The following is a 20,544-nucleotide window of genomic DNA, read 5'->3' on the forward strand; positions in this document are numbered from 1 at the left end:
TCATGGACCTCCTTCCCGCTAAGAGGCTGTGCTCGGAGGTGCGTATGCCTCCCTTTATGTGCCTCCTTTGTGCGGCGAATACCCCTTCGTGCCCGGCTTACACACCCTGAATGCGGTTACTTTCGACCGGCCCGCCGCAGTCTCCCCCGGTCGCTACGACGATGCATGGATCGCGCCCGAGGTGGTCGTCAGCGGGGTGCCCGTGCCGCCCCACCGCAGCGCGACGATCTCGGCGGCGACGGACACGGCGACCTCCTCGGGCGTACGGGCCCCGAGGTCGAGCCCGACCGGAGAGCGCAGCCGGGCCAACTCGCCCTCGTCGAGCCCGGCTTCGGCCAGCCGCTTCATCCGGTCGTCGTGCGTACGACGGCTGCCCATCGCCCCGATGTACGCCGCCGGGCGGCGCAGCGCCTCCTCCAGCAGGGGGACGTCGAACTTCGGGTCGTGGGTCAGCACGCAGATCACCGTGCGTTCATCGGTGTCGGTGCCGCCGAGGTAGCGGTGCGGCCAGTCGACGACCACCTCCACGCCCGCCGGGAAGCGTTTCGGCGTGGCGAAGACCGGGCGGGCGTCACACACCGTGACCCGGTAGCCGAGGAAGTCGCCGATGCGGGCGACGGCGGCCGCGTAGTCGATCGCGCCGAAGACCAGCATGCGGGGCGGCGGGGCGAAGGAGTGCAGGAAGACGGTGACCGCGTCCTCGCGGCGCTCACCATGCGGGCCGTAGTGCCTCAGGCCCGTGGCACCGAGGGCGAGTTCGCCGCGCGCGTCGGCGGTGACCGCCACGTCCAGGCCATGCGTGCCGAGGGTGCCGGCGACCCGGTCCGGCCACACCGCCAGCGTCGCCCCGCGCGGGGCGGGCCCGTCGGTCACGGTCGCCAGGGTCACCGGACCGCCCGCCGCGACCGACTCGGCGACCTCCCCGAACACGGGATCGCTCTCGGGAGTGACGGACCGCACCAGCAGGGTGATCTCGCCGCCGCAGGTGAGCCCGACGGCGAAGGCGTCCTCGTCGCTGTACCCGAAGGTCTCCAGCCGCGCCTCGCCGCTCGCCACCACCTCCTGCGCGAGTGCGAAGACCGCTCCCTCGACACAGCCGCCGGACACACTGCCCACGACCTCGTCGTCCGGGCTCACGGCCATCGAGGCTCCGGGGTCGCGCGGGGTGCTGCGGCTGGTGGCGACCACCGTGGCCAGTCCGAACGGAGTGCGGGCCGTGTACCAGCCGCTGATCGCCGGGAGAATGTCACGCATGGCCGTGGATCCCTCCTGGTGAGACCGGGGACGAGCTCCTGACCTGTATTTTCGCAGGTCGAGATCGATCGGCTCGCTCAGGGCGCCGCCGTACTCTCCGCTCCGATGAGGTCGGTGACCGCACGGAGGCCACCGTCGGCGAGCGCGGCGCGCTGTCGGTCGGCGCCGGTTCCGTCCTGCAGAAGGCGGTCGACCAGGGCCGCCACCCGCCGGGTGTCGCCGGACGCCTCCAGCGCGGGAGTGGCGTGCCGCAGGAGCTGGTACAGCACATCGCCCGCGGGGTGTGCGTTGCCGTCGAGGTCGTGCAAGGTGTCGCCCAGACCGTGCCGGGCGGCGTGCCACAGCGCGGCACCGAGCAGCTCCGGGGCCCAGTCGGGCGCCGGGGTGTCGGCGGCCACCGCCTCCAGCTCCGTACTCACCAGGGCCCGCACCAGGCCGGCCAGCATGACCGCGTCATCCACCCGCAGCTGGACGTCGAGACACCGCACCTCGATGGTGGGGTACTGCGCCGAGAGGCGGATCTGCCAGTACAACTGCCCGGGGTCCGAGATCAGCCTGCTCTTCACCAGCCGCTGCACCCGTCGGTCGTAGTCGGCCACGTCATGGAAGTACGGGGGCGTGCCGCTGACCGGCCAGCGACTGAAGACCACGGTGCGCCAGCTGGCGAAGCCGGTGTCGTGGCCGTCCCAGAGCGGGGAGTTCGCCGACATCGCCGTCAGCGCCGGCAGCCAGACCCGGAGCCGGTTCATGACCTGCACGCCCTCCTCCCGGCCGGGTACGGCGACATGCACATGCATGCCGTTGACCAACTGCTCCGCCACCAGTTGGGGCGCCTGTGTGCGCATGGCCCGGTAGCGGGCCTTGTCGGTGACGGCCTCCGGGCGGCCGTGCCGCAGCGGCGAGGTCCCGCAGGCCGCGAGCCGGCACCCGTGCCGCTCGGCCGCCGCCGCGACGGCGTGCCGCAGGCGCTGCAGATGCCCCGCGGCCTCCTCCAAGGTGCCGCACACCGGCGTGGCCACCTCCACCTGCGCCTGGAGCAGTTCGCTCTGCACCTCCTGGGCGGTTACGGAAGGCCCCAGGCCCGCCGCGGTGCGCACCTTGTCGGCCAGGGGTACGGGCAATCCCGTGACCGGGTCGAGCAGCAGGTACTCCTCTTCCACACCGAGCGTCGTCATCGGCCGCCTCTGCCTAGTGCCGTTGCCTGAATCCGGATCCCACCGTGGCGGCCACCGGGTACGTGCACGCTCGCGGGGGATCCGAGTGCCGCGGTCGCCGCGGGTCAAACCCTGCCGCGCCGGCGCGGTGCGGAGCGTTTATTCCGTTGCTCCCGGTCGGGAAGGTCTGCTGCACTGCCTGGGACCGATCGCCGGAGATCCAGGAGAAAAAAGATGCGCACTGCGTTCATGTCCGCCCAGGAAGGATCGACCCCCTCATCGAAGGACATGACGCTTCGTGCATTTGCTCAACCTCGGGATCCTCGCCCATGTCGACGCGGGTAAGACCAGCCTGACCGAGCGCCTGCTGCACTCGGTCGGTGTGATCGACGAGATCGGCAGTGTGGACGCCGGGAACACACAGACCGATTCGCTCGCGCTGGAGCGGCAGCGCGGCATCACCATCAAGTCCGCCGTCGTCTCCTTCGCGCTCGACGACGTGACGGTCAACCTCATCGACACCCCCGGCCACCCGGACTTCATCGCCGAGGTGGAGCGGGTGCTCGGCGTGCTCGACGGCGCCGTGCTGGTCGTCTCCGCCGTGGAGGGCGTCCAGCCGCAGACCCGGGTGCTGATGCGCACGCTGCAACGGCTGCGCATCCCGACCCTCGTGTTCGTCAACAAGATCGACCGACGCGGGGCGGACTGCGACGCCGTACTGAGAGCCGTCTCCGAACGGCTGACGCCGGCCGTCGTGCCGATGGGCACGGCCGACGCCCTCGGCACCCGCGAAGCCGGCTTCGTCCCGGGTCTCGCACCGTCGGCGATCGACGTCCTCGCCGACCACGACGACGGACTTCTCACCGCATACGTCGAGGGCACGGTCTCCTACGACGACCTCCGCGCCGCCCTCGCCGGCCAGACCCGGCAGGCACTGGTCCACCCCGTCTACTTCGGGTCCGCCGTCACGGGCGCCGGCGTCGGCGCGCTGATCGACGGCATCAGGGAGCTGCTGCCCGCCGCCGACGGGGAGCCGGACGGCCCGGTCTCGGGCACCGTCTTCAAGGTCGAGCGGGGGTCGGCGGGGGAGAAGGTCGCCTACGCGCGGATGTTCTCCGGGACGCTGCGCACGCGCGACCGGATCCCCTTCGGTGCCCCCGGGGCGTGGGACAAGGGAGTGGATCGCACCGAAGGCCGGGTCACCGCGGTCAGCGTCTTCGACCAGGGCACGGACGTCAGGGACGACCAGGTGACGGCGGGCCGGATCGCCAAGCTGTGGGGCCTCGCCGACATCAGGATCGGCGACGCGATCGGTGAGCCCCGCAAGGCCTTCGGGTACTGCTTCGCCCCGCCCACCCTGGAATCCATCGTCGCCCCGGCCGACGGCACGGACCGGCGGGCGCTGCACCGCGCGCTCACCCGGCTGGCCGAACAGGACCCGCTGATCGATCTGCGCCATGACGAGGTACGGCAGGAGACCTTCGTCTCCCTCTACGGCGAGGTGCAGAAGGAGGTCATCCAGGCCACGCTCGCGGCCGACTTCGGCCTCGACGTCACCTTCCGCGAGACGACACCGCTGTGCGTCGAGCGGCCGGTCGGCTCGGGCGGGGCGGTCGAGTTCAACAAGAAGGACGGCAACCCGTTCCTCGCGACGGTCGGCCTGCGCGTCGACCCGGCGCCCGTCGGATCCGGCGTGGAGTTCCGTCTGGAGGTGGAGCTGGGCTCCATGCCGTACGCCTTCTTCAAGGCCGTCGAGGACACCGTCCGCGAGACGCTCGGCCAGGGACTGTACGGCTGGCAGATCCCCGACTGCGCGATCACCATGACCCACTCCGGCTACTCGCCCCGCCAGAGCCATGCGCACCAGGGCTTCGACAAGAGCATGTCCAGCACCGGCTACGACTTCCGGGGTCTGACCCCGCTGGTCCTCATCGAGGCACTGCGCGCGGCGGGCACCCGGGTCCACGAGCCCATGCACCGCTTCCGCGTCGAGGTGCCCACCGACACGCTGGCCGCGCTGCTGCCGGTCCTGGCCAGGCTGCGCGCGGTGCCGCAGACCACGGAGACACGGGGCGACTCCTGCTCGCTGGAGGGCTCGGTGCCCGCGGCCCATGTGCACGAACTGGAGCAGCAACTGCCGGGCCTGACGCGTGGTGAGGGCGAGCTGGAGAGCGCCTTCGACCACTACGCCCCGGCCGTACGCGGTGCGGAACCCGAGCGCCGGCGCACCGACCTCAATCCGCTGAACCGGAAGGAGTATCTGTTGAACCTGACGCGCAGAGTGGGCAGTTGAGCCGCCGGAGACACAACTTACTCATGGGTCAGAAGTATTGACGGTGTCCTGATATCACCGGACTGTAGTGGACATGCCGAACATACGAGCGCGTCTGCTGGTTGTTCTGGTCGTCCTCCTCGGATCCCTCACGGTGGCGGGCCCCTCTCCCGCCGCCGCCACCCTTCCCGACTCCCTCTGGTTCGACGAAACGCCCCTGACCGTGCAGAACGGCCGCTTCGTCGACGGAAACGGCCGTGAGGTCGTGCTGCGCGGCTACAACGTCTCCGGCGAGACGAAACTGGCGGAGAACGGCGGCCTGCCCTTCGCCTCGGTCGCCGACGCGAAGAAATCCGCGACCGCGCTGCGCGCCCTCGGCGGCGGCAACTCGATCCGCTTCCTTCTCTCCTGGGCCCATGCCGAACCCGTGCGTGGCCAGGTCGACACCACGTATCTGGCCGCCGCCACCGCCCAGATGCGCGCGTTCCTCGACGCGGGCATCCGTGTCTACCCCGACTTCCACCAGGACCTCTACTCCCGGTACCTGTTCGACCCGGACAGCTGGTACAGCGGCGACGGCGCTCCCAAGTGGGCCGTGGACGCCGGCAACTACCCGGACGAGTCCTGCGGGATCTGCCTCTTCTGGGGCCAGAACATCACCCAGAACGAGGCCGTGAAGCAGGCGTCGTACGACTTCTGGCACAACGAGTACGGCCTCCAGGACGCGTTCCTGGCCACCGCCCAGAAGACGATGACGTACGTCCGGCAGAACGTCTCCGCCGCCGAGTTCGCGGGCGTCGTCGGCTTCGACCCCTACAACGAGCCGCATGCCGGCAGCTATGACTCCGGCCAGAGCAGCCGCACCTGGGAACGGGATGTGCTCTGGCCGTTCTACGAGAAGTTCCGGGCCCGGATGGACGCGGCCGGCTGGCAGGACAAGCCGGTCCTCGCCGAACCGAACCTCTTCTGGAACGCCAACCTCGACTTCCAGAAGCAGGAGGGCGGACTGCTCGACGCCCGCACGCTCGGTCCGCGGTACGTCTTCAACACCCACTTCTACGACCAGAAGGCCATCTCCGGCATCTTCATGTGGGGCAAGGCGGCCGACGGCCAGTACACCGGCGACTTCGGCACGGTCCGGGACCGCTCCTCGGCAACGGGCACCCCCGCGATCGTCAGCGAGTTCGGCCATCCGCTGTCCGGCTCGGTCTCCGACAAGGCGCCGACCGTGCTGAAGGCGATGTACCAGGCCCTCGACTCCCGTGTGCCGGGGGCGAGATGGTGGTCCGACCCGGCCGGCTCCGGCCCGGTGCTCTCCGGTACGCAGTGGCAGTGGGACATCTACAACGGACGGCACCACGAGCTGATGAACGACAACCCCGACAAGGTCCTCACCACCGGTGACGCCTGGAACGACGAGGACCTGTCCGCCGTACGCCTCGACGACTCCGGCACGCCGACGCTTCGCCAGGACGCCCGGCTGCTCGACCGGGTCTACCCGAGCGCCACCTCCGGGACGACCGTCGCCTTCACCTACGAGGACCGCTCCCGGGACGGCGACACCACACTGACCTGGAACCCGGTGCCGAGCTCGCTGCCGAACGTGGCGCAGCTGGTGGGATCCGGTCAGTACGGGCTGCTGGTGTGGCGCTCGAACAGCGGCTCGGCGCCGACCGAGCTGCATCTTCCGGCGTCCTTCCCGACCGGGTCCACCACCGTGGTCTCCGACCTGGGCACGGTGCACTCGCCGCCGTCGTACACCGCCACCACGCCGGTCGGAGTGGCCGCCGAGCCGGGCGGCACGGGCAGCCGTCGCCTGCTCCTCGGCGACACCGACTCCGGAGCCCTGCACTACGCGCTGGTGACGAACGGGACGACCGCTCCCTCCGCCACACTGCTGAACGCCGCGCGGTCCGAACTCGCCGCGTGGGCCGCTCGGAACGCCGGATAGCCACCCGCCGTTTGACCCTCCCCTTACGTCAGGCCGCACGCTGTAGTCGACGAAAGGGCAGGTGAATGAGCTATTCCGTGGGACAGGTCTCGGCCTTCGCCGGGGTGACCGTGCGCACGCTGCACCACTACCACCGGGCGGGACTGCTCTCGCCCAGTGGCCGCAGCGGCGCCGGTTACCGGCTGTACGACGACGCCGATCTCGCCCGGCTCCAGCAGATCCTCTTCTACCGTGAACTCGGCTTCTCCCTCGACGAGATCGCCGAGATCCTCAAGGACCCGCAGGCCAACGCCCTGGAACAGCTCCGGGGCCGGGTACGGCAGCTGACCGAGGAGATCGCCCGGCTGCGGCGGCTGGCCGAGGTGGCCGAGCAGGCGATCCAGGTCCGGCAGACGGGCGTGGAGCTGACACCCGAGGAGCGCTTCGAGGTCTTCGGCGAGATCGCCTTCGACCTCTCCTACGCCACCGAGGCCCAGCTCAAGTGGCAGGACTCGGCCGGGCAGAAGGAGTCGATGGCGCGCGCCGCCGCCCACACCAAGGAGGACTGGCGGCAGCTCATGGGCGAGGCCGCCGCCTGGCGCGCGGAGCTGCTCGCCGCCTTCGACGAGGGTGAGCCCGCCGACGGCGAACGGGCGATGGACCTCGCCGAGGAGCACCGGCTGCACATCGCCCGCTGGTTCACCACCTGTCCGCCCGACATGCACCGGCGGATCGCGGACGACTTCGCCACCGATCCGCGCGCCTTCGCGCTCCTCGTACCGCCGTCGCAGCAACGCCCGGGCCTCGCGGCCCATCTGCGCCGGGCCGTGCACGCCAACGCGGCCCGCCGGACGCATCGTGAGGAGGAGGACGGATGAGGATCCTGATCGCCGCCGCCGGATCACGCGGCGACGTCGCACCGTACACGGGGCTCGGCGCCGGTCTGCGCGAGGCCGGGCACGACGTCACGATCGCCACCACCGACGCCTTCGCGCCACTGGTGGGGGAGGCCGGCCTGGGATTCCGGAGCCTTCCCAGCCGCCCGCAGGGCCGAGACCGGGTGGAAGGCCGGCGCGAACTGATGCGCACCGCGGCCGCGTTCGTCACCGAGCTGGGCCGGGGCTTCGCCGACGCGGTGGACCAGGACACGGAACTGCTGCTGCTGTCGACCACCACGGCACCGCTGGGCCGGCATGTGGCCGAGGCCATGGGCATCCCGGCGATCGACGCGTCCCTCCAACCCACGGCCCCGACGGGCGATTTCCCGCCCACCGTCATGGGAACGCGCTCCTTCGGCCGGCTCGGCAACCGCGTCGCCGGACGCTTCGCCCTGCGCATGGCCGACCGGGTCTACACCGAGGCCGTCACCGAACTGCGCCGCCGCCTCGACCTGCCGCCGCTGACCCCGGCCGAGACGCGCCGCCGCGAGGAGCGAGCGATCCGGCCCGTCCTGCACGGCTTCAGCACGGCGCTGGTGCCGCGCCCGGCCGACTGGCGCGCGGGACTCGACGTCGTCGGCAACTGGTGGCCATGCCTCGCCCCGGACCGTCGACTGCCCGCCGAACTGGAGGACTTCGTCGCGGCCGGGTCACGCCCGGTGTTCATCGGCTTCGGCAGCATGGCGGCAGGGCACGGCGAGCGGCTCGGCGAGCTCGCCGTCCGGGCGCTGCGCCGCGCCGGGCTGCGCGGCGTCGTCCAGGCGGGCAGCGCGGGACTCGCCGTCGCCGGCGAGGACATCCTGACCATCGGCGACGTACCGCACGCGCTGTTGTTCCCGAGGGTGGCCGCGGTGGTTCATCACGCCGGGGCGGGGACGACGGCGGCCGCACTGCGCGCCGGAGCGCCCGCGATCCCGGTGCCGGTGACGGCGGACCAGCCGTTCTGGGCGGCACGGCTCGCCGCGATCGGCGCGGCACCCGATCCGATTCCCTTCGCGTCCCTCACCGCCGAGCGGCTCGCGGACGCGCTCGGGCAGGCCGTGCGGCAGCGGTCGTACGCCCGTGCCGCCTCGGTCGCCGCGCGGCACATGGCGACCGAGGACGGCGTGGGGGCCGTACTGAAGGCCCTCGGCTGATCAGCCGGCGGACGGACTCGTCCAGGCGGCCTCCACATGGCCGAGCCGGACCCGCTGCGGGTGGTCGCCGACCGGGACGGACACCTGCTTCTTGCCGGTGGCGAAGTCGATGGCCGTGACCTGGTCGGTGCCGCTCTCGGAGACCACGCAGGACTTGCCGTCACCGCTGACCGTGGCCCAGTAGGGCTTGGAGGCGGTGACGAGCGGACCCTCCTGAAGCGTGGAACGGTTGACGACGGTCGCGTAGTCGTCCATCGTGCCCGCGACACAGAGCTTGCTGCCGTCGGGGCTCATCGAGATGCCGTGGTGGCGTGAGTCGTTGACGAAGGTGGTGCGGTCGTCGCTGGTCGCCGGGTTCTTCGGCAGGGCCTTGGTGCGGGTGATCCTCTCGGTGGCCAGGTCGTACTCGAAGAAGCCGTTGAAGAACGACACCTGGAAGTAGAGCTTCGATTCGTCCGGCGAGAACACGGCGGGCCGGACCGCGTCGGAGTAGTCCGTCAGGCCGATCGCGTCCAGCTTCGGGCGCATGTCGATGACCTTGACCTGCTGGTACGTGGTCGCATCGACGACGGTGACGCGCCGGTCGCCCTTCGTCCAGTCCAGCCAGGGGGCGTCGGTCTGTGTGTTCACGTCGCCGATCGCCATGTTGTAGATGTACTTGCCGTCCTTGGTGAAGATGTTCTCGTGCGGCTTGTCGCCGGTGGTGAACTTGCCCAGCTCCTTGCCGCTCTCGATGTCCAGCACGTGCACGGTGTTCGAGGTCGAGGCCGACACGGCCACCCGCTTGCCGTCGGGGGAGACCGCCATGTGGTCGGCGCGGTAACCGGACACGGGGAAGCGCCAGTTGACGGCACCCGTGGCGAGGTCGAGGGAGACCACGTCGGCGAAGCTCGGGCGCGAGACGACCACGGACTTCCCGTCCGGCGTCGAGTACATGTCGTCGACGAACTGGTCGTGGCCCTCACCGACGCTGTTGCGGATCGCCATGAAGTAGATCCACTTGATCGGGTTCGCGTTGATCTCCGCCATCCGCTCGTCCTTGTCGGGGACGACGTTGACACGGCCGATCTTCGCGAAGTCGCCGGAGGACTTGATGACATCGGCGGTGCCGTCCCAGTTGTTGCCGACGAAGAGCACCTCACGCAGGGCGGCGGAGGAGTCGGCGGCGCTGGCGGCGCTCGCCGGGGCGGTGACGGTCAGGGCGAGGGCGGCGGCTACGGAGCACAGGTGCCTGGGTCTGATGGCAGGCATGACTGCTCTCTTCCTCTGAGGGGGCGGGGCGTCATGAGTGGGGCATGCCAAAGCAGCGCGATGAATCTGAACACTGGTGCTTTCAGAATCAACTTACTGAAAAGTAAGGAGGGGGTGCCCTTCTCCACAAGGCTGCGTACACGACAAAATTGACCGACAGGTCGGCGAGGCGGCAGGAGGACAGTGTGGCGGGCAGGCTCAAGGCGCCCACCGGCCGCTATGGCGGCAAGTCGGCCGAGGAGCGACAGGCCGAGCGGCGCCGCCGCTTCCTCGACGCGGCGCTGCGGCTCTTCGGCGACAGTCCCGGCTACCGGGGCACGACCGTGGCGGCACTCAGCGAGGCCGCCGGACTGTCGACCCGTCAGTTCTACGAGGAGTTCCGCACCCTGGAGGATGTGCTCGCCGCCCTCCACCTCCAGGTCAACGCGTGGGCGGAGGAGGCCGTGCTGGCCGCGGTGGCGGAGGCGGTCGATCTGCCGCTCGCCGAACGCGCCACCGTGATCTTCCGTGCCTACGCCGCGAACGTCACCGCGGACCCGTGCCGCATCCGCATCACGTTCGTCGAGATCGTCGGCGTCAGCCCCCGCCTGGAAGAGCAGCGGCTCGCCCGCCGCGCCCGCTGGATCGACCTCGTCTGCGCCGAGGTGGCGGCCGCCGTGGCGCGCGGGGAGGCGGCACCGCGCGACTACCGCCTCGCCGCCACGGCGTTCATCGGCAGCGTCAACGGGCTGCTGCACGACTGGAGCGCGGGCTGGGTGGAGGCGACCCTCGACGAGGTGGTCGACGAACTCGTCCGCATCCTCCTGGGCATCCTCCAGCCGGCCGGGCCGCCGCTCGCCGCGCCCTGACGCCCATGCCGTGACGTCACCGCGGGACGCCGGGATCAGTCCTCCTCGTTCTGTTCGTTCTCGCTGTCCGCCATGCTGCCGATGACCTTGAAGTCCTTGTCCAGATGGACATCGGTCCGCTTGCCGTCGGGCAATGTGACCTCGACCTCGTAGTACCCGTCCTCGTCGCCGACCTCGGTGTCCGTGACCTTGCCGCCACCGGTGTGTTCCAGCGCGGCGGCGCTCGCACTCCTGAGCGCGCTTCCCGTGATGGGCTGTTCGGAGTCGTCGCCGCCTGCCGTGGCCACGGCGAGTCCGGTGCCGCCGCCGATGAGCGCGGCCGAGACCACGCCCGCGACGATCCACTTGCCCTTGCGTTCCATGTCCGCTCCCTGTGCCGCGCCCGCCCTGCGTGTGGTCCCACCTGCGGTTCCAGGATGCGATGCCGTCGCTGAACGCATGCTGAACGAAGCTGAACGACGATTCAGCCGGAGAGCCGGTCCACCGCGTCGAGCACCGGGGCCGCACCGTCCTCGGCGCGCAGCCCGTCGGCCAGCCCGCGGGCGCGACGGCCGTAGGAAGGATCCTCGGTCGCCTGCCGTAGGGCCTCCGTGAGCCCCTCGGCCGTGAACCTCCGCAGCGGGACGGCGCGCGGCGCCACCCCCAGGGCGACCAGACGGGCGGCCCAGAAGCCCTCGTCGAACTGGATCGGCAGCGGTACGGCCGGCACCCCGGCCCGCAGCCCGGCGGCGGTCGTGCCCGCCCCGCAGTGGTGGACCACGGCGGCCATCCTCGGGAACAGCGCCGAGTGCGGCACCTCGCCGATGGTCAGCACGTCGTCCCCGGCGGCCTCCAGCCCGCCCCAGCCCCGCTGGATCACCGCCCGCAGCCCGGCCTTGCGCACGGCGCGCACGACATCGGCGCTGAGCCGCGCCGGATCCGGCACGGTCGCGCTGCCCAGGCCCACGAAGACCGGCGGCGGGCCGGCGTCGAGGAAGTCCCGTAGCTCGCGGGGGAGTCGGGTCTCGCCGTCGTACGGCCACCAGTAGCCCGTCACGCGCAGATGCGGGCGCCAGTCGTACGGCCGGGGCACCACGAGAGGGCTGAAGCCGTGCAGCACGGGGCCGCCTCGCTCGCCCCGGGGCCGTGTGCGGGGCAGCCCGAGCCTCGCGCGCGCCTCGGGTACGGCCGCCGAGAAGACCCGCTCGACGGCCAGGGTCACCCCATGTCCGGCGACCCGGTTCCCGAAGCCGCCCCAGGAGCCGCCCCCGAGCATCGGCGGCGCGAACTCCCGGGTGGGGGCGAGCGGTTGCAGAGGAAGGTCGACGCAGGGCAGGGACAGGCCCTCGGCGATGGCGTGCCCCAACGGCGTGGTGGAGCCCGCCAGGAGCAGGACGTCGCTGGTCCGCGCTGCCGCCAGCATGTCGTCGGTCATCCGCCCGGCCAGGTTCCGCGCCAACCCCACCACGCGCACGAGCTTGCCCACGCCGGTCCCGCTGCGGTGCAGACTCCGGCCGCGCGCGGACTCCAGTTCCGCGCGCGGATCCAGCGGCAGCGGATGGAAACGCACGCCCGATCCCGCCACCAGCCGCTCGAAGCGGCCGTGCGTCACCAGGGTCACCTCGTGTCCGGCCCGGACCAGGGCGTGCCCGAGTCCGGTGTAGGGGGCCACATCGCCCCGGGAACCCACCGTCATGATCGCTACACGCACCCCGCCAGTATGGCGGCGTCCGCCCTGGCGAGCGCCAAGTTGCCGCGCCGACGGGCGACTTCAGGTCTGTCCCATCCGTTGACTTCCCCCTCCCGTGGCTCTACTTTCGGCGCCACATGTTCGATGTTCCGACTCTCGTTCGAAATAACGAACGTGTTGTGTCATCCCCCGCATGAAGGAGCCGCATGTACCTCCCTCCTCGCGTCGGCCCCGTCCGCCGCCGCAGATCCGCCGTCGCGCGGGTCCTGGTCCTCGTGCTCGCCGCGACGGCCGCCCTGCTGTTCGCCGGCCCCGCACCGGCCCGGGCGGCGACGACGGCACGGCAGATCCCGGTGCCCAGCGCGCCCATGGGCTGGGCCTCCTGGAACGCGTTCGCCGCGAAGGTCGACCACAACGTCATCAAGCGGCAGGTCGACGCGTTCGTGGCGGCAGGACTGCCCGAGGCCGGCTACGACTACATCAACATCGACGAGGGCTGGTGGCAGGGCACCCGCGACAGCGCCGGCAACATCACCATCGATGAGGCCGAGTGGCCGGGCGGCATGAAGGCCATCGCCGACTACATCCACAGCAAGGGCCTCAAGGCCGGCATCTACACCGACGCCGGCAAGGACGGCTGCGGCTACTACTTCCCGACCGGCCGCCCGGCCGCGCCCGGCTCGGGCAGCGAGGGACACTACGAGCAGGACATGCTCCAGTTCTCGCGCTGGGGCTTCGACTTCGTGAAGGTCGACTGGTGCGGCGGGGACGCCGAGGGCCTCGACCCGAGGACGACCTACCAGGCGATCAGTGACGCCGTGGCGTCCGCGACCGCCACCACCGGCCGCCCGCTCGCCCTCTCGCTGTGCAACTGGGGCTACGACAACCCCTGGAACTGGGCGCCGGGCATGGGCCCGATGTGGCGGACGAACACGGACATCTTCTTCCACGGCGGCACACCGTCGTACGGCAACGTCCTGACCGCCTTCGACCGCAACATCCACCCCACGGCCCAGCACACCGGCTACTACAACGACCCCGACATGATGGTCGTCGGCATGACGGGCCTGACCGCCGCCCAGAGCCGCAGCCACATGAACCTGTGGGCCATCTCCGGCGCCCCGCTCCTCGCCGGCGTGGACCTCACCACCCTCACCGCCGAGACGACGGGCATCCTCACCAACCCGGAGGTCATCGCCGTCGACCAGGACCCGCGCGGCCTCCAGGGCGTCGAGGTCGCCGAGGACACCACCGGCCTCCAGGTGTACGGCAAGGTCCTGGCCGGAAGCGGCAACCGTGCCGTCGTCCTCCTCAACCGCACGTCGACCACGCAGAACATGACCGTCCGCTGGTCCGACCTCGGCCTGACGAACGCCTCCGCGACCGTCCGCGACCTGTGGGCCCGGCAGAACGTGGCCACCACCGGCACGAGTTACACCACCGGCGTCCCGGCGGGCGGTTCCGTGATGCTCACGGTCACGGGCGGCACCGAGCAGTCCGCGAGCACCTACAGCGGCACATCGAGCTTCTCCGGCGTGGTCGCGGGAAGCGCCGGTCTGAAGACGGTCGAGGTCTCCTACACCAACAACACGTCCACGGCACGCACGGCCACACTCACCGTCAACGGCCAGACCTCCACGAGGGTCTCCCTCCCGCCGACCGGATCCAGCCCGGGCAACATCTCCGTCAACGTCTCCCTCGCCAAGGGCAGCGCCAACACGATCGCCTTCTCGGGCGCCCCGACCCTCGAGGGCATCGTCGTACGGCCGCTGCCCGGCAGGAACGGCACCCAGATCACGGGTACCGGGTCCGGCCGCTGCGTCGACATCGACGACAACACCATCGCAGGCGGCACCGACGCCCAGCTGTGGGACTGCAACGGCGGCCAGAACCAGGTCTGGCAGTACAACAGCACCCGCAAGGAACTGGTCGTCTACGGCAACAAGTGCCTCGACGCCTACAACCTCGGCACCACCAACGGCACCCGCGTCGTCATCTGGGACTGCAACGGCCAGAACAACCAGAAGTGGAACCTGGGCAGCGACGGCACCCTCACCAACGTCAACGCCGGGCTCTGCCTGGACGCCTACGGCGCGGCCACGGCGAACGGCACGAAACTGGTGCTCTGGACCTGCAACGGCCAGGGCAACCAGAAGTGGACGGTGAGCTAGGGCGGCAGGCCTAGGCGAGGCACACGACGAGGACACCGAAGGCCAGGGCGCAGGTCAGCAGCCAGCCGGCCAGCAGCCGGCGCCGCAGGTCCCGGTACGTCGCCTCGTACTCGTCCCGCAGTCTCCCGGCACGCTCCGCCGTGCGCTGCCAGGAGACACGGGCGAGTGCGAGGTACTCCGCCTCGAACCGCCGCTCCACCTCGCCCCGTTGCGCGTCCGTCAGCCAGTACAGCGGGGCGCTGAAACGTGCGGCGGCCGTACGGCCTTCCTCGCGGGTCGCGGCGAGCAGCAGATGCCCTTCGATGTCGTTCAGGAACTTGTCGGTGACGCTCACAGAGTCGTCAACTCCTTCTCCGGCGCGGGCGAGTGATGCAGATCGAACGCCGGGGATTCGGAACGGATCTTCGGCAGCGCCAGGAAGTTGTGGCGCGGCGGCGGGCAGGACGTCGCCCATTCCAGCGAGCGGCCATATCCCCACGGGTCGTCGACTTCGATCTTCTGGCCGTACTTCGCGGTCTTCCAGATGTTGTAGAAGAACGGCAGCAGTGACGCGCCGAGCACGAACGAGAAGACGGTCGACAGTGAGTTGAGCGTCGTCAGCCCCTCCACCGCCAGATAGTCGGGAATCCGGCGCTGCATTCCGTTCACGCCCAGCCAGTGCTGGACCAGGAACGTTCCGTGGAAGCCGACGAACAGCGTCCAGAAGGTCATCTTGCCGAGCCGTTCGTCGAGCATCTTGCCGGTGAACTTCGGCCACCAGAAGTGGAAGCCGGCGAACATCGCGAACACCACCGTCCCGAAGATGACGTAGTGGAAGTGAGCCACGACGAAATAGGTGTCGGAGGTCGGGAAGTCCAGCGGCGGTGAGGCGAGCATGACGCCGGTGAGGCCGCCGAAGACAAAGGTCACCAGGAATCCGAAGGCCCAGAGCATGGGCGTCTCGAAGCTCAGCGATCCGTTCCACATCGTTCCGATCCAGTTGAAGAACTTCACGCCCGTTGGTACGGCGATGAGGAACGTCATGAAGGAGAAGAACGGTAGGAGGACGCCGCCGGTGACGTACATGTGGTGGGCCCACACCGTCACGGACAGGCCCGCGATGGCGATGGTCGCCGCGATCAGACCCATGTAGCCGAACATCGGCTTGCGGGAGAAGACCGGGATGACCTCACTGATGATGCCGAAGAACGGCAACGCGATGATGTACACCTCTGGATGCCCGAAGAACCAGAACAGGTGTTGCCATAGCAACGCCCCTCCGTTCGCGGCATCGAAGACATGGGCGCCGAACTTGCGGTCCGCCTCCAGCGCGAAGAGCGCCGCCGCGAGGACGGGGAAGGCGAGCAGGACCAGCACCGCGGTCAGCAGCACGTTCCACACGAAGATCGGCATGCGGAACATGGTCATGCCGGGGGCGCGCATGCAGATGATGGTGGTGATGAAGTTGACCGAGCCGAGGATGGTGCCGAAGCCGGAGAAGGCCAGGCCCATGATCCACAGGTCGGCGCCCACACCGGGACTGCGCACGGCGTCGGACAGCGGTGCATAGGCGAACCAGCCGAAGTCGGCCGCGCCGTCCGGGGTGAGGAAGCCGCCGACCGCGATGAGCGAGCCGAACAGGTAGAGCCAGTAGGCGAACATGTTCAGCCGGGGGAAGGCCACGTCCGGCGCACCGATCTGCAGCGGCATGATCCAGTTCGCGAAGCCGGCGAACAGCGGCGTCGCGAACATCAGCAGCATGATCGTGCCGTGCATCGTGAACGCCTGGTTGAACTGCTCGTTCGACATGATCTGAAGACCGGGCCGGGCGAGCTCGGCGCGCATCAGCAGCGCCATCACACCACCGATCACGAAGAACGCGAACGACGTGACCAGATAGAGCGTGCCGATCGTCTTGTGATCCGTGGTGGTCAGCCACTGGACCGCCTTGATGTCATTGATCCTCTTCACGCCCCGCCTGTGTCCGCAGCCGAGCCGCACGTCACACTCGGGGGACGCGACGAGAATCACGGAAACGGGTGTGACGATCCGGTGGGTGCCGGACACGAACGGAACATGAGCAACGACGAGACCTTCGCCGCTGCCTATCGCGAGCACTACTGGGCGGTCAGCCGCTATGTCGCGCGGCGACTGGACGGGCGCATGAGTGAGGTCGAGGAAGTGGTGGCGGAGGTGTTCACCGTGGCGTGGCGCCGCCGGACCGACCTGCCGGCCGCCCCCCTGCCCTGGCTGTACGGCGTGGCACGCAACTGCCTGGCGAACGCGGTACGCGGCTACGGGCGCCGCCGACGGCTGGTCGACCGGATGGGCAACGACGACGCCGCGCACGGCCGGCACATCGTGGACAGCCCCGACACCGAGGCGCCCGGCGCCTGGGTGCACGAGGCACTGGCCCAGCTGTCCCCGGCCGACCAGGAGGTGCTGCGGCTGACCGCCTGGGAGGAACTCGGCGTCGACGAACTCGCCGTCGCGCTCGGCTGCGGCAACCGGGCCGCGTCGATGCGGCTGCACCGGGCCCGGCGCCGGCTGAGAGCCGAGATCGACCGTACGAGCCCAGCGACCGCGTCCAAGGAACGAAGCCATGGCTGACGAACTCGAACTGCTGCGCCGAGCCAACCCGGTGCCGGTCGACGGCCCGCACTACGGCGACGGCCCGCTGGACCACCACGCCGAACGGCATCTGAACCGGCTGCTGCACGAGCGCCCGCCCGCTCCCCGCCGACGTGCCCGGCTGGCGTGGGGCCTCGCGGCCACGGCCGTGGTCGCCACGCTGGTGTCGGCACTGCTGCTCACCGGCCAGACCACCGCCCCCGCGGTCGCCGCGCCGCGCCCGCTGATCGTGCAGACCGACTCCAGGCCGGTCTCCCTGGAACGGCTGGCCGAGCGTGCCGAGCAGGCTTCGTCGGCGGGCTCGCCCGCACTGCGCAAGGGCACGCATGTGCAGTCATGGAGCCTGGCCATGAGCGACCAGGACCCGCCGGTCACCCTTCCGCAGGAGACGATCGTGCGCTGGAACGACGACGACAGCCACACGGAGATCGTCGTGGCGACCGACCCGCGTCACCCCGGCCGGCCGGTCCTCACGGACGAGGGGGGTGAACCGCGTCTGGTCGACGACGGCCACGTACTCAGCAGGCGGACGTACCCGCGGAGTTGGAGCGACGCGCCGCCCGAGTCCCCGCCGCCGCACGACGCCGCGGCCCTGCACGACTACTTGGAGGAAGCGGAGCGCGCCTTCCTGTCCGACCACTCGCGGCCACTGTCTACCGCCGAGCTCCTCGACGCCACCAAGACCCTGCTCGACCACTGGACCCTCGGCCCCCGCGAGTCGGCCGCGCTGGCCCGTCTGCTGGCGGACGCCGAGGGACTACGGCCCGTCGGCCAGGTGACGGACCGGCTGGGCCGGCGCGGGCAGGCGTACGTGTACAAGGGTGACGACAGCCGCCGGATGCTGATCATGGATCCCGCCAACGGTGCCGTCCTGGGGCTGGAGGTCACCTTCACCCGGGACGACCCCCGGTTCGGCGTGAAGGCCGGTGAGGTGATGACGTACAGCGCCTGGATGCGCTGACCGCTGACCTCACCTTTGCCCTCCCTCTTTGCCCTCCCTCGGCAGGAAATTGCGGAGACGGATCAGGCGGCGGCTGTTAGCGTCGCTCCCATGAAGGTCATCAGGCACATTCACGCCGCAGCCGCGCGAGCGACCAGCTCGTCGGCTGCCGACGCCTGACCCCATTCCACCCGGCGGCCGGAAACGGACCGCCGATGTGTGCCTTCTCCTTCCCGGTCGCATCTCTGCGCGGCTCTTTCCGGTCCCTGACCCGAAGGAACGCCATGATGAACACCGATCAGATCGTCCGCACGTTCAACGACTTCTACCGCGAGCGCGGACACGAGCCCGTCACCGGCGGCACACTCCTGCCACCGTCCTCCGACCCGGTGCTGTTCACCACGTCGGGCATGCATCCGCTGACGCCGTACCTGGAAGGGCGGCGGCATCCACAGGGCCGACGCCTGCTCAGCCTCCAGCGCTGTCTGCGCACCACCGACCTGGACGAGGTCGGCGACCGCACACACCTCACCGTGTTCGAGATGCTCGGCTCGTGGTCCCTGGGCGACTACGGCCTTTCCCAGAGCCTGCGTTGGGGATACGAGCTGTTGCGCGACGGATTCGGGATCCCGCCGGGGCTGATGCACGTCACCGTCTTCGGTGGCGACGACGAGGTCGGCCCCGACAGTGAATCGCTGGACACCTGGCGGGACCTGGGCCTGCCCGTGGAGCCGACCCACGACGAGAACTGGTGGTCCCACGGCCCCGTCGGCCTGTGCGGTCCCGACTCGGAGATCTTCGTCTGGACCGGTGACCCGGGCACGCCACCCCAGGGCAGCCCCACCACCGACCCGCGGTGGGTGGAGGTCTGGAACCATGTGAGCCTGCGCCACCGCCGTGACGAGGACGGCCGCCTACGGTCCCTTCGGCAGCCCGGTGTCGACACCGGCATGGGACTGGAGCGACTCGTCTGCGTCCTCCAGGGCCACGGCTCGGTCTACGACAGCGACCTGTTCGAACCCTGGATGCGGCTCATGCCACCTCTGTGGCCCCTGGACGAATCCTCGACCCGTCTGGTCTGCGACCACCTGCGCTCAAGTGTCGTCGTCATCGGCGACGGCGTACGGCCTTCCCACACGGGACACGGCTACGTGCTCCGCCGGCTGATCCGCCGTGTCCTCACCACACTGTGGCGCGACGACCCCTCGCGCACACTGTCCGACCTGCCCGGGGAGGTCCTCCGGCACACCCTGGACCATTTCCGTCAGACCTGTGGCACCGGCACGGTGCGCGAGGTGCTGGAGGGGGAGGAACGCAGGTTCGGCAGGCTCCTGGAACGCGGGCGCCTCGTGCTGGGCAAGCCGGAGTTCGAGGGCCGGCTCAGCGACGAGGACTACCGCTACCTGCACGACACCCACGGGCTGCCCCGCGATCTGATCACGACGCTCCGCACGCCATGACGGACGAGAAGGTCCAGGCCGGCTCCGAGCCGGCCTGGACCTTCTCTGCTCCCTTTCTACTCGTCCCATGCCTCGATGATGATCTGCTGGGAGATCTTGCCGTCGCGCAGCGTGATCATCGACTCGGACATGACCCGCACGCCGTCCGCGTACTCACAGGACTCGCTGTAGGCGGCGCGGTCGCCCTGGATCACGCATCCCTCCAGCTTGTGTGTCATGTCGCGGCTGTACACATCGGTGAGCATGTCGGCGATCTGGTTGCGGCCGGTCATCACCTTCGGGTGGCTCGGCTGCGCGTTGCGGTTCACGACGCGGATCTCGGCGTCGTCCGTGTAGAGCGACAGAAGCGTGTCCGGGTTCTGTCCTTCGACGGCGCTGCGCAGTGTTTCGGTGTCGAACGCCGGGGTTGCGGCGGTGCCCATGGTGACCTCCTCCGAGGCCCGCGGCAGGACGAGGGGCGGCCGCGAGGGCCTCACCTCCGAGAGTCCTCCGCACCGCCGGGCTCGGCAAGCGCTGCCGGTGCGCTGGGCCTGACGGGTGAGGGGGGCCGCCCGGCCGTGTCTCGTGGCGGCCGCCCGCGTTGCGGAAAGCATGATCTCAACACGACGTATCGTCGCTGCCGTTGGTCTCGCGGCCGGTGTCACCGGCCTCGCCGCTCCGCTGGCGAACGCGGCCCCGGCGGACGCCCCGAGCGCCGGCATGCTCAACCCCGTGACCACGCTCGACTCGCTCGCGACGACCGGTGTTCCCGCGGACCGCCGGGCCAAGATGCCGCGCCCGTCCGACCAGCTGGCACGGCTCGACCAGCTCAAGGAGCTGAGCCGGGCGCAGCGGCCGCAGCAGGTCAAGGCTCTCGACACCCCGGTCACCAGGATGCTGCCCGGCGCCCTCAAGGTGTGAGCCGCCGCCCG

The 20,544-nt window shown here is 70.2% G+C and carries 18 protein-coding genes; 10 read left to right on the plus strand and 8 right to left on the minus strand.

What is annotated here, in order from left to right:
• Nucleotides 1-153: 153 nt before the first annotated feature.
• Nucleotides 154-1,254, minus strand: a complete 1,101-nt coding sequence (locus ACFQ6S_RS03840) for an XdhC family protein (protein ID WP_383402979.1) — start codon at nt 1,252-1,254, stop codon at nt 154-156.
• A 77-nt stretch (nt 1,255-1,331) separates the two neighbouring features.
• The gene (locus tag ACFQ6S_RS03845) at nt 1,332-2,429 is read right to left on the minus strand and encodes a glutamate--cysteine ligase (RefSeq protein ID WP_383402981.1); all 1,098 of its coding nucleotides are present in this window, start codon (nt 2,427-2,429) and stop codon (nt 1,332-1,334) included.
• A 277-nt stretch (nt 2,430-2,706) separates the two neighbouring features.
• Between ACFQ6S_RS03845 and ACFQ6S_RS03850 the strand changes: the two genes are divergently transcribed.
• From ACFQ6S_RS03850 to ACFQ6S_RS03865, 4 genes are all read left to right on the plus strand, one after another.
• Nucleotides 2,707-4,701 (plus strand): GTP-binding protein, encoded by a 1,995-nt coding sequence (locus tag ACFQ6S_RS03850; RefSeq protein ID WP_383402984.1) that lies wholly within the window; start codon nt 2,707-2,709, stop codon nt 4,699-4,701.
• A gap of 73 nt (nt 4,702-4,774) precedes the next feature.
• On the plus strand, nt 4,775-6,631 hold the full coding sequence (locus tag ACFQ6S_RS03855) for a cellulase family glycosylhydrolase (RefSeq protein WP_383402986.1): 1,857 nt from the start codon (nt 4,775-4,777) through the stop codon (nt 6,629-6,631).
• A 65-nt stretch (nt 6,632-6,696) separates the two neighbouring features.
• The gene (locus tag ACFQ6S_RS03860) at nt 6,697-7,488 is read left to right on the plus strand and encodes a MerR family transcriptional regulator (RefSeq protein ID WP_383402989.1); all 792 of its coding nucleotides are present in this window, start codon (nt 6,697-6,699) and stop codon (nt 7,486-7,488) included.
• Complete coding sequence (locus tag ACFQ6S_RS03865) at nt 7,485-8,684, plus strand: nucleotide disphospho-sugar-binding domain-containing protein (protein WP_383402991.1); 1,200 nt, start codon at nt 7,485-7,487, stop codon at nt 8,682-8,684. Before ACFQ6S_RS03860 ends, ACFQ6S_RS03865 begins: the two co-directional genes overlap by 4 nt.
• Here ACFQ6S_RS03865 and ACFQ6S_RS03870 read toward each other — a convergent pair whose 3' ends face one another.
• Nucleotides 8,685-9,935 carry a YncE family protein gene (locus ACFQ6S_RS03870; protein WP_383402993.1) on the minus strand — a complete coding sequence of 417 codons (1,251 nt, stop codon included), beginning with the start codon at nt 9,933-9,935 and terminating at the stop codon, nt 8,685-8,687.
• Nucleotides 9,936-10,120: 185 nt separating this feature from the next.
• On the opposite strand from ACFQ6S_RS03870, the gene ACFQ6S_RS03875 reads away from it, so the two are divergent.
• Nucleotides 10,121-10,783, plus strand: coding sequence for a TetR/AcrR family transcriptional regulator (locus ACFQ6S_RS03875; RefSeq protein ID WP_383402996.1), 663 nt, complete (start codon nt 10,121-10,123; stop codon nt 10,781-10,783).
• 35 nt (nt 10,784-10,818) lie between these two features.
• On the opposite strand, the gene ACFQ6S_RS03880 is transcribed toward ACFQ6S_RS03875, so the two are convergent.
• Both ACFQ6S_RS03880 and ACFQ6S_RS03885 read right to left on the minus strand, forming a co-directional pair.
• Entirely contained in the window at nt 10,819-11,145 is a 327-nt protein-coding gene (locus ACFQ6S_RS03880) for a hypothetical protein (RefSeq protein WP_383402999.1), read from the minus strand.
• Between the two features lie 101 nt (nt 11,146-11,246).
• Entirely contained in the window at nt 11,247-12,458 is a 1,212-nt protein-coding gene (locus tag ACFQ6S_RS03885) for a glycosyltransferase (protein ID WP_383404306.1), read from the minus strand.
• A 200-nt stretch (nt 12,459-12,658) separates the two neighbouring features.
• Between ACFQ6S_RS03885 and ACFQ6S_RS03890 the strand changes: the two genes are divergently transcribed.
• Nucleotides 12,659-14,623 (plus strand): ricin-type beta-trefoil lectin domain protein, encoded by a 1,965-nt coding sequence (locus ACFQ6S_RS03890; RefSeq protein WP_383403001.1) that lies wholly within the window; start codon nt 12,659-12,661, stop codon nt 14,621-14,623.
• A gap of 10 nt (nt 14,624-14,633) precedes the next feature.
• Here the strand turns inward: ACFQ6S_RS03890 and ACFQ6S_RS03895 are convergent, their stop codons facing one another.
• Nucleotides 14,634-14,957 carry a hypothetical protein gene (locus tag ACFQ6S_RS03895; RefSeq protein WP_383403004.1) on the minus strand — a complete coding sequence of 108 codons (324 nt, stop codon included), beginning with the start codon at nt 14,955-14,957 and terminating at the stop codon, nt 14,634-14,636.
• Nucleotides 14,954-16,573 (minus strand): cytochrome c oxidase subunit I, encoded by a 1,620-nt coding sequence (gene ctaD / locus ACFQ6S_RS03900; RefSeq protein ID WP_383403007.1) that lies wholly within the window; start codon nt 16,571-16,573, stop codon nt 14,954-14,956. The genes ACFQ6S_RS03895 and ctaD overlap by 4 nt, the downstream gene beginning before the upstream one ends.
• A 105-nt stretch (nt 16,574-16,678) precedes the next feature.
• On the opposite strand from ctaD, the gene ACFQ6S_RS03905 reads away from it, so the two are divergent.
• From ACFQ6S_RS03905 to ACFQ6S_RS03915, 3 genes are all read left to right on the plus strand, one after another.
• The gene (locus ACFQ6S_RS03905; protein WP_383403010.1) at nt 16,679-17,212 is read left to right on the plus strand and encodes an RNA polymerase sigma factor; all 534 of its coding nucleotides are present in this window, start codon (nt 16,679-16,681) and stop codon (nt 17,210-17,212) included.
• Nucleotides 17,205-18,194 (plus strand): CU044_5270 family protein, encoded by a 990-nt coding sequence (locus tag ACFQ6S_RS03910; RefSeq protein ID WP_383403012.1) that lies wholly within the window; start codon nt 17,205-17,207, stop codon nt 18,192-18,194. The genes ACFQ6S_RS03905 and ACFQ6S_RS03910 overlap by 8 nt, the downstream gene beginning before the upstream one ends.
• 266 nt (nt 18,195-18,460) lie before the next feature.
• Nucleotides 18,461-19,633, plus strand: coding sequence for an alanine--tRNA ligase-related protein (locus tag ACFQ6S_RS03915; protein ID WP_383403015.1), 1,173 nt, complete (start codon nt 18,461-18,463; stop codon nt 19,631-19,633).
• 56 nt (nt 19,634-19,689) lie between these two features.
• Here ACFQ6S_RS03915 and ACFQ6S_RS03920 read toward each other — a convergent pair whose 3' ends face one another.
• Nucleotides 19,690-20,055, minus strand: coding sequence for a nuclear transport factor 2 family protein (locus ACFQ6S_RS03920; protein WP_383403017.1), 366 nt, complete (start codon nt 20,053-20,055; stop codon nt 19,690-19,692).
• A gap of 169 nt (nt 20,056-20,224) precedes the next feature.
• Between ACFQ6S_RS03920 and ACFQ6S_RS03925 the strand changes: the two genes are divergently transcribed.
• Nucleotides 20,225-20,533 (plus strand): hypothetical protein, encoded by a 309-nt coding sequence (locus tag ACFQ6S_RS03925; protein ID WP_383403020.1) that lies wholly within the window; start codon nt 20,225-20,227, stop codon nt 20,531-20,533.
• The last annotated feature ends 11 nt before the right edge of the window (nt 20,534-20,544 follow it).

Origin of the sequence: Streptomyces sp. NPDC056479 (assembly GCF_042795335.1) — a bacterium.
Lineage (GTDB): Bacteria > Actinomycetota > Actinomycetes > Streptomycetales > Streptomycetaceae > Streptomyces.

Bases quoted from the DNA above. Each gene is read 5' to 3' on its own strand.
- ACFQ6S_RS03840 (WP_383402979.1), bottom strand. From the start codon at position 1,254: ATGCGTGACATTCTCCCGGCGATCAGCGGCTGGTACACGGCCCGCACT.
- ACFQ6S_RS03845 (WP_383402981.1), bottom strand. From the start codon at position 2,429: ATGACGACGCTCGGTGTGGAAGAGGAGTACCTGCTGCTCGACCCGGTC.
- ACFQ6S_RS03855 (WP_383402986.1), top strand. From the start codon at position 4,775: ATGCCGAACATACGAGCGCGTCTGCTGGTTGTTCTGGTCGTCCTCCTC.
- ACFQ6S_RS03860 (WP_383402989.1), top strand. From the start codon at position 6,697: ATGAGCTATTCCGTGGGACAGGTCTCGGCCTTCGCCGGGGTGACCGTG.
- ACFQ6S_RS03865 (WP_383402991.1), top strand. From the start codon at position 7,485: ATGAGGATCCTGATCGCCGCCGCCGGATCACGCGGCGACGTCGCACCG.
- ACFQ6S_RS03870 (WP_383402993.1), bottom strand. From the start codon at position 9,935: ATGCCTGCCATCAGACCCAGGCACCTGTGCTCCGTAGCCGCCGCCCTC.
- ACFQ6S_RS03880 (WP_383402999.1), bottom strand. From the start codon at position 11,145: ATGGAACGCAAGGGCAAGTGGATCGTCGCGGGCGTGGTCTCGGCCGCG.
- ACFQ6S_RS03885 (WP_383404306.1), bottom strand. From the start codon at position 12,458: ATGACGGTGGGTTCCCGGGGCGATGTGGCCCCCTACACCGGACTCGGG.
- ACFQ6S_RS03890 (WP_383403001.1), top strand. From the start codon at position 12,659: ATGTACCTCCCTCCTCGCGTCGGCCCCGTCCGCCGCCGCAGATCCGCC.
- ACFQ6S_RS03905 (WP_383403010.1), top strand. From the start codon at position 16,679: ATGAGCAACGACGAGACCTTCGCCGCTGCCTATCGCGAGCACTACTGG.
- ACFQ6S_RS03910 (WP_383403012.1), top strand. From the start codon at position 17,205: ATGGCTGACGAACTCGAACTGCTGCGCCGAGCCAACCCGGTGCCGGTC.
- ACFQ6S_RS03915 (WP_383403015.1), top strand. From the start codon at position 18,461: ATGAACACCGATCAGATCGTCCGCACGTTCAACGACTTCTACCGCGAG.
- ACFQ6S_RS03920 (WP_383403017.1), bottom strand. From the start codon at position 20,055: ATGGGCACCGCCGCAACCCCGGCGTTCGACACCGAAACACTGCGCAGC.
- ACFQ6S_RS03925 (WP_383403020.1), top strand. From the start codon at position 20,225: ATGATCTCAACACGACGTATCGTCGCTGCCGTTGGTCTCGCGGCCGGT.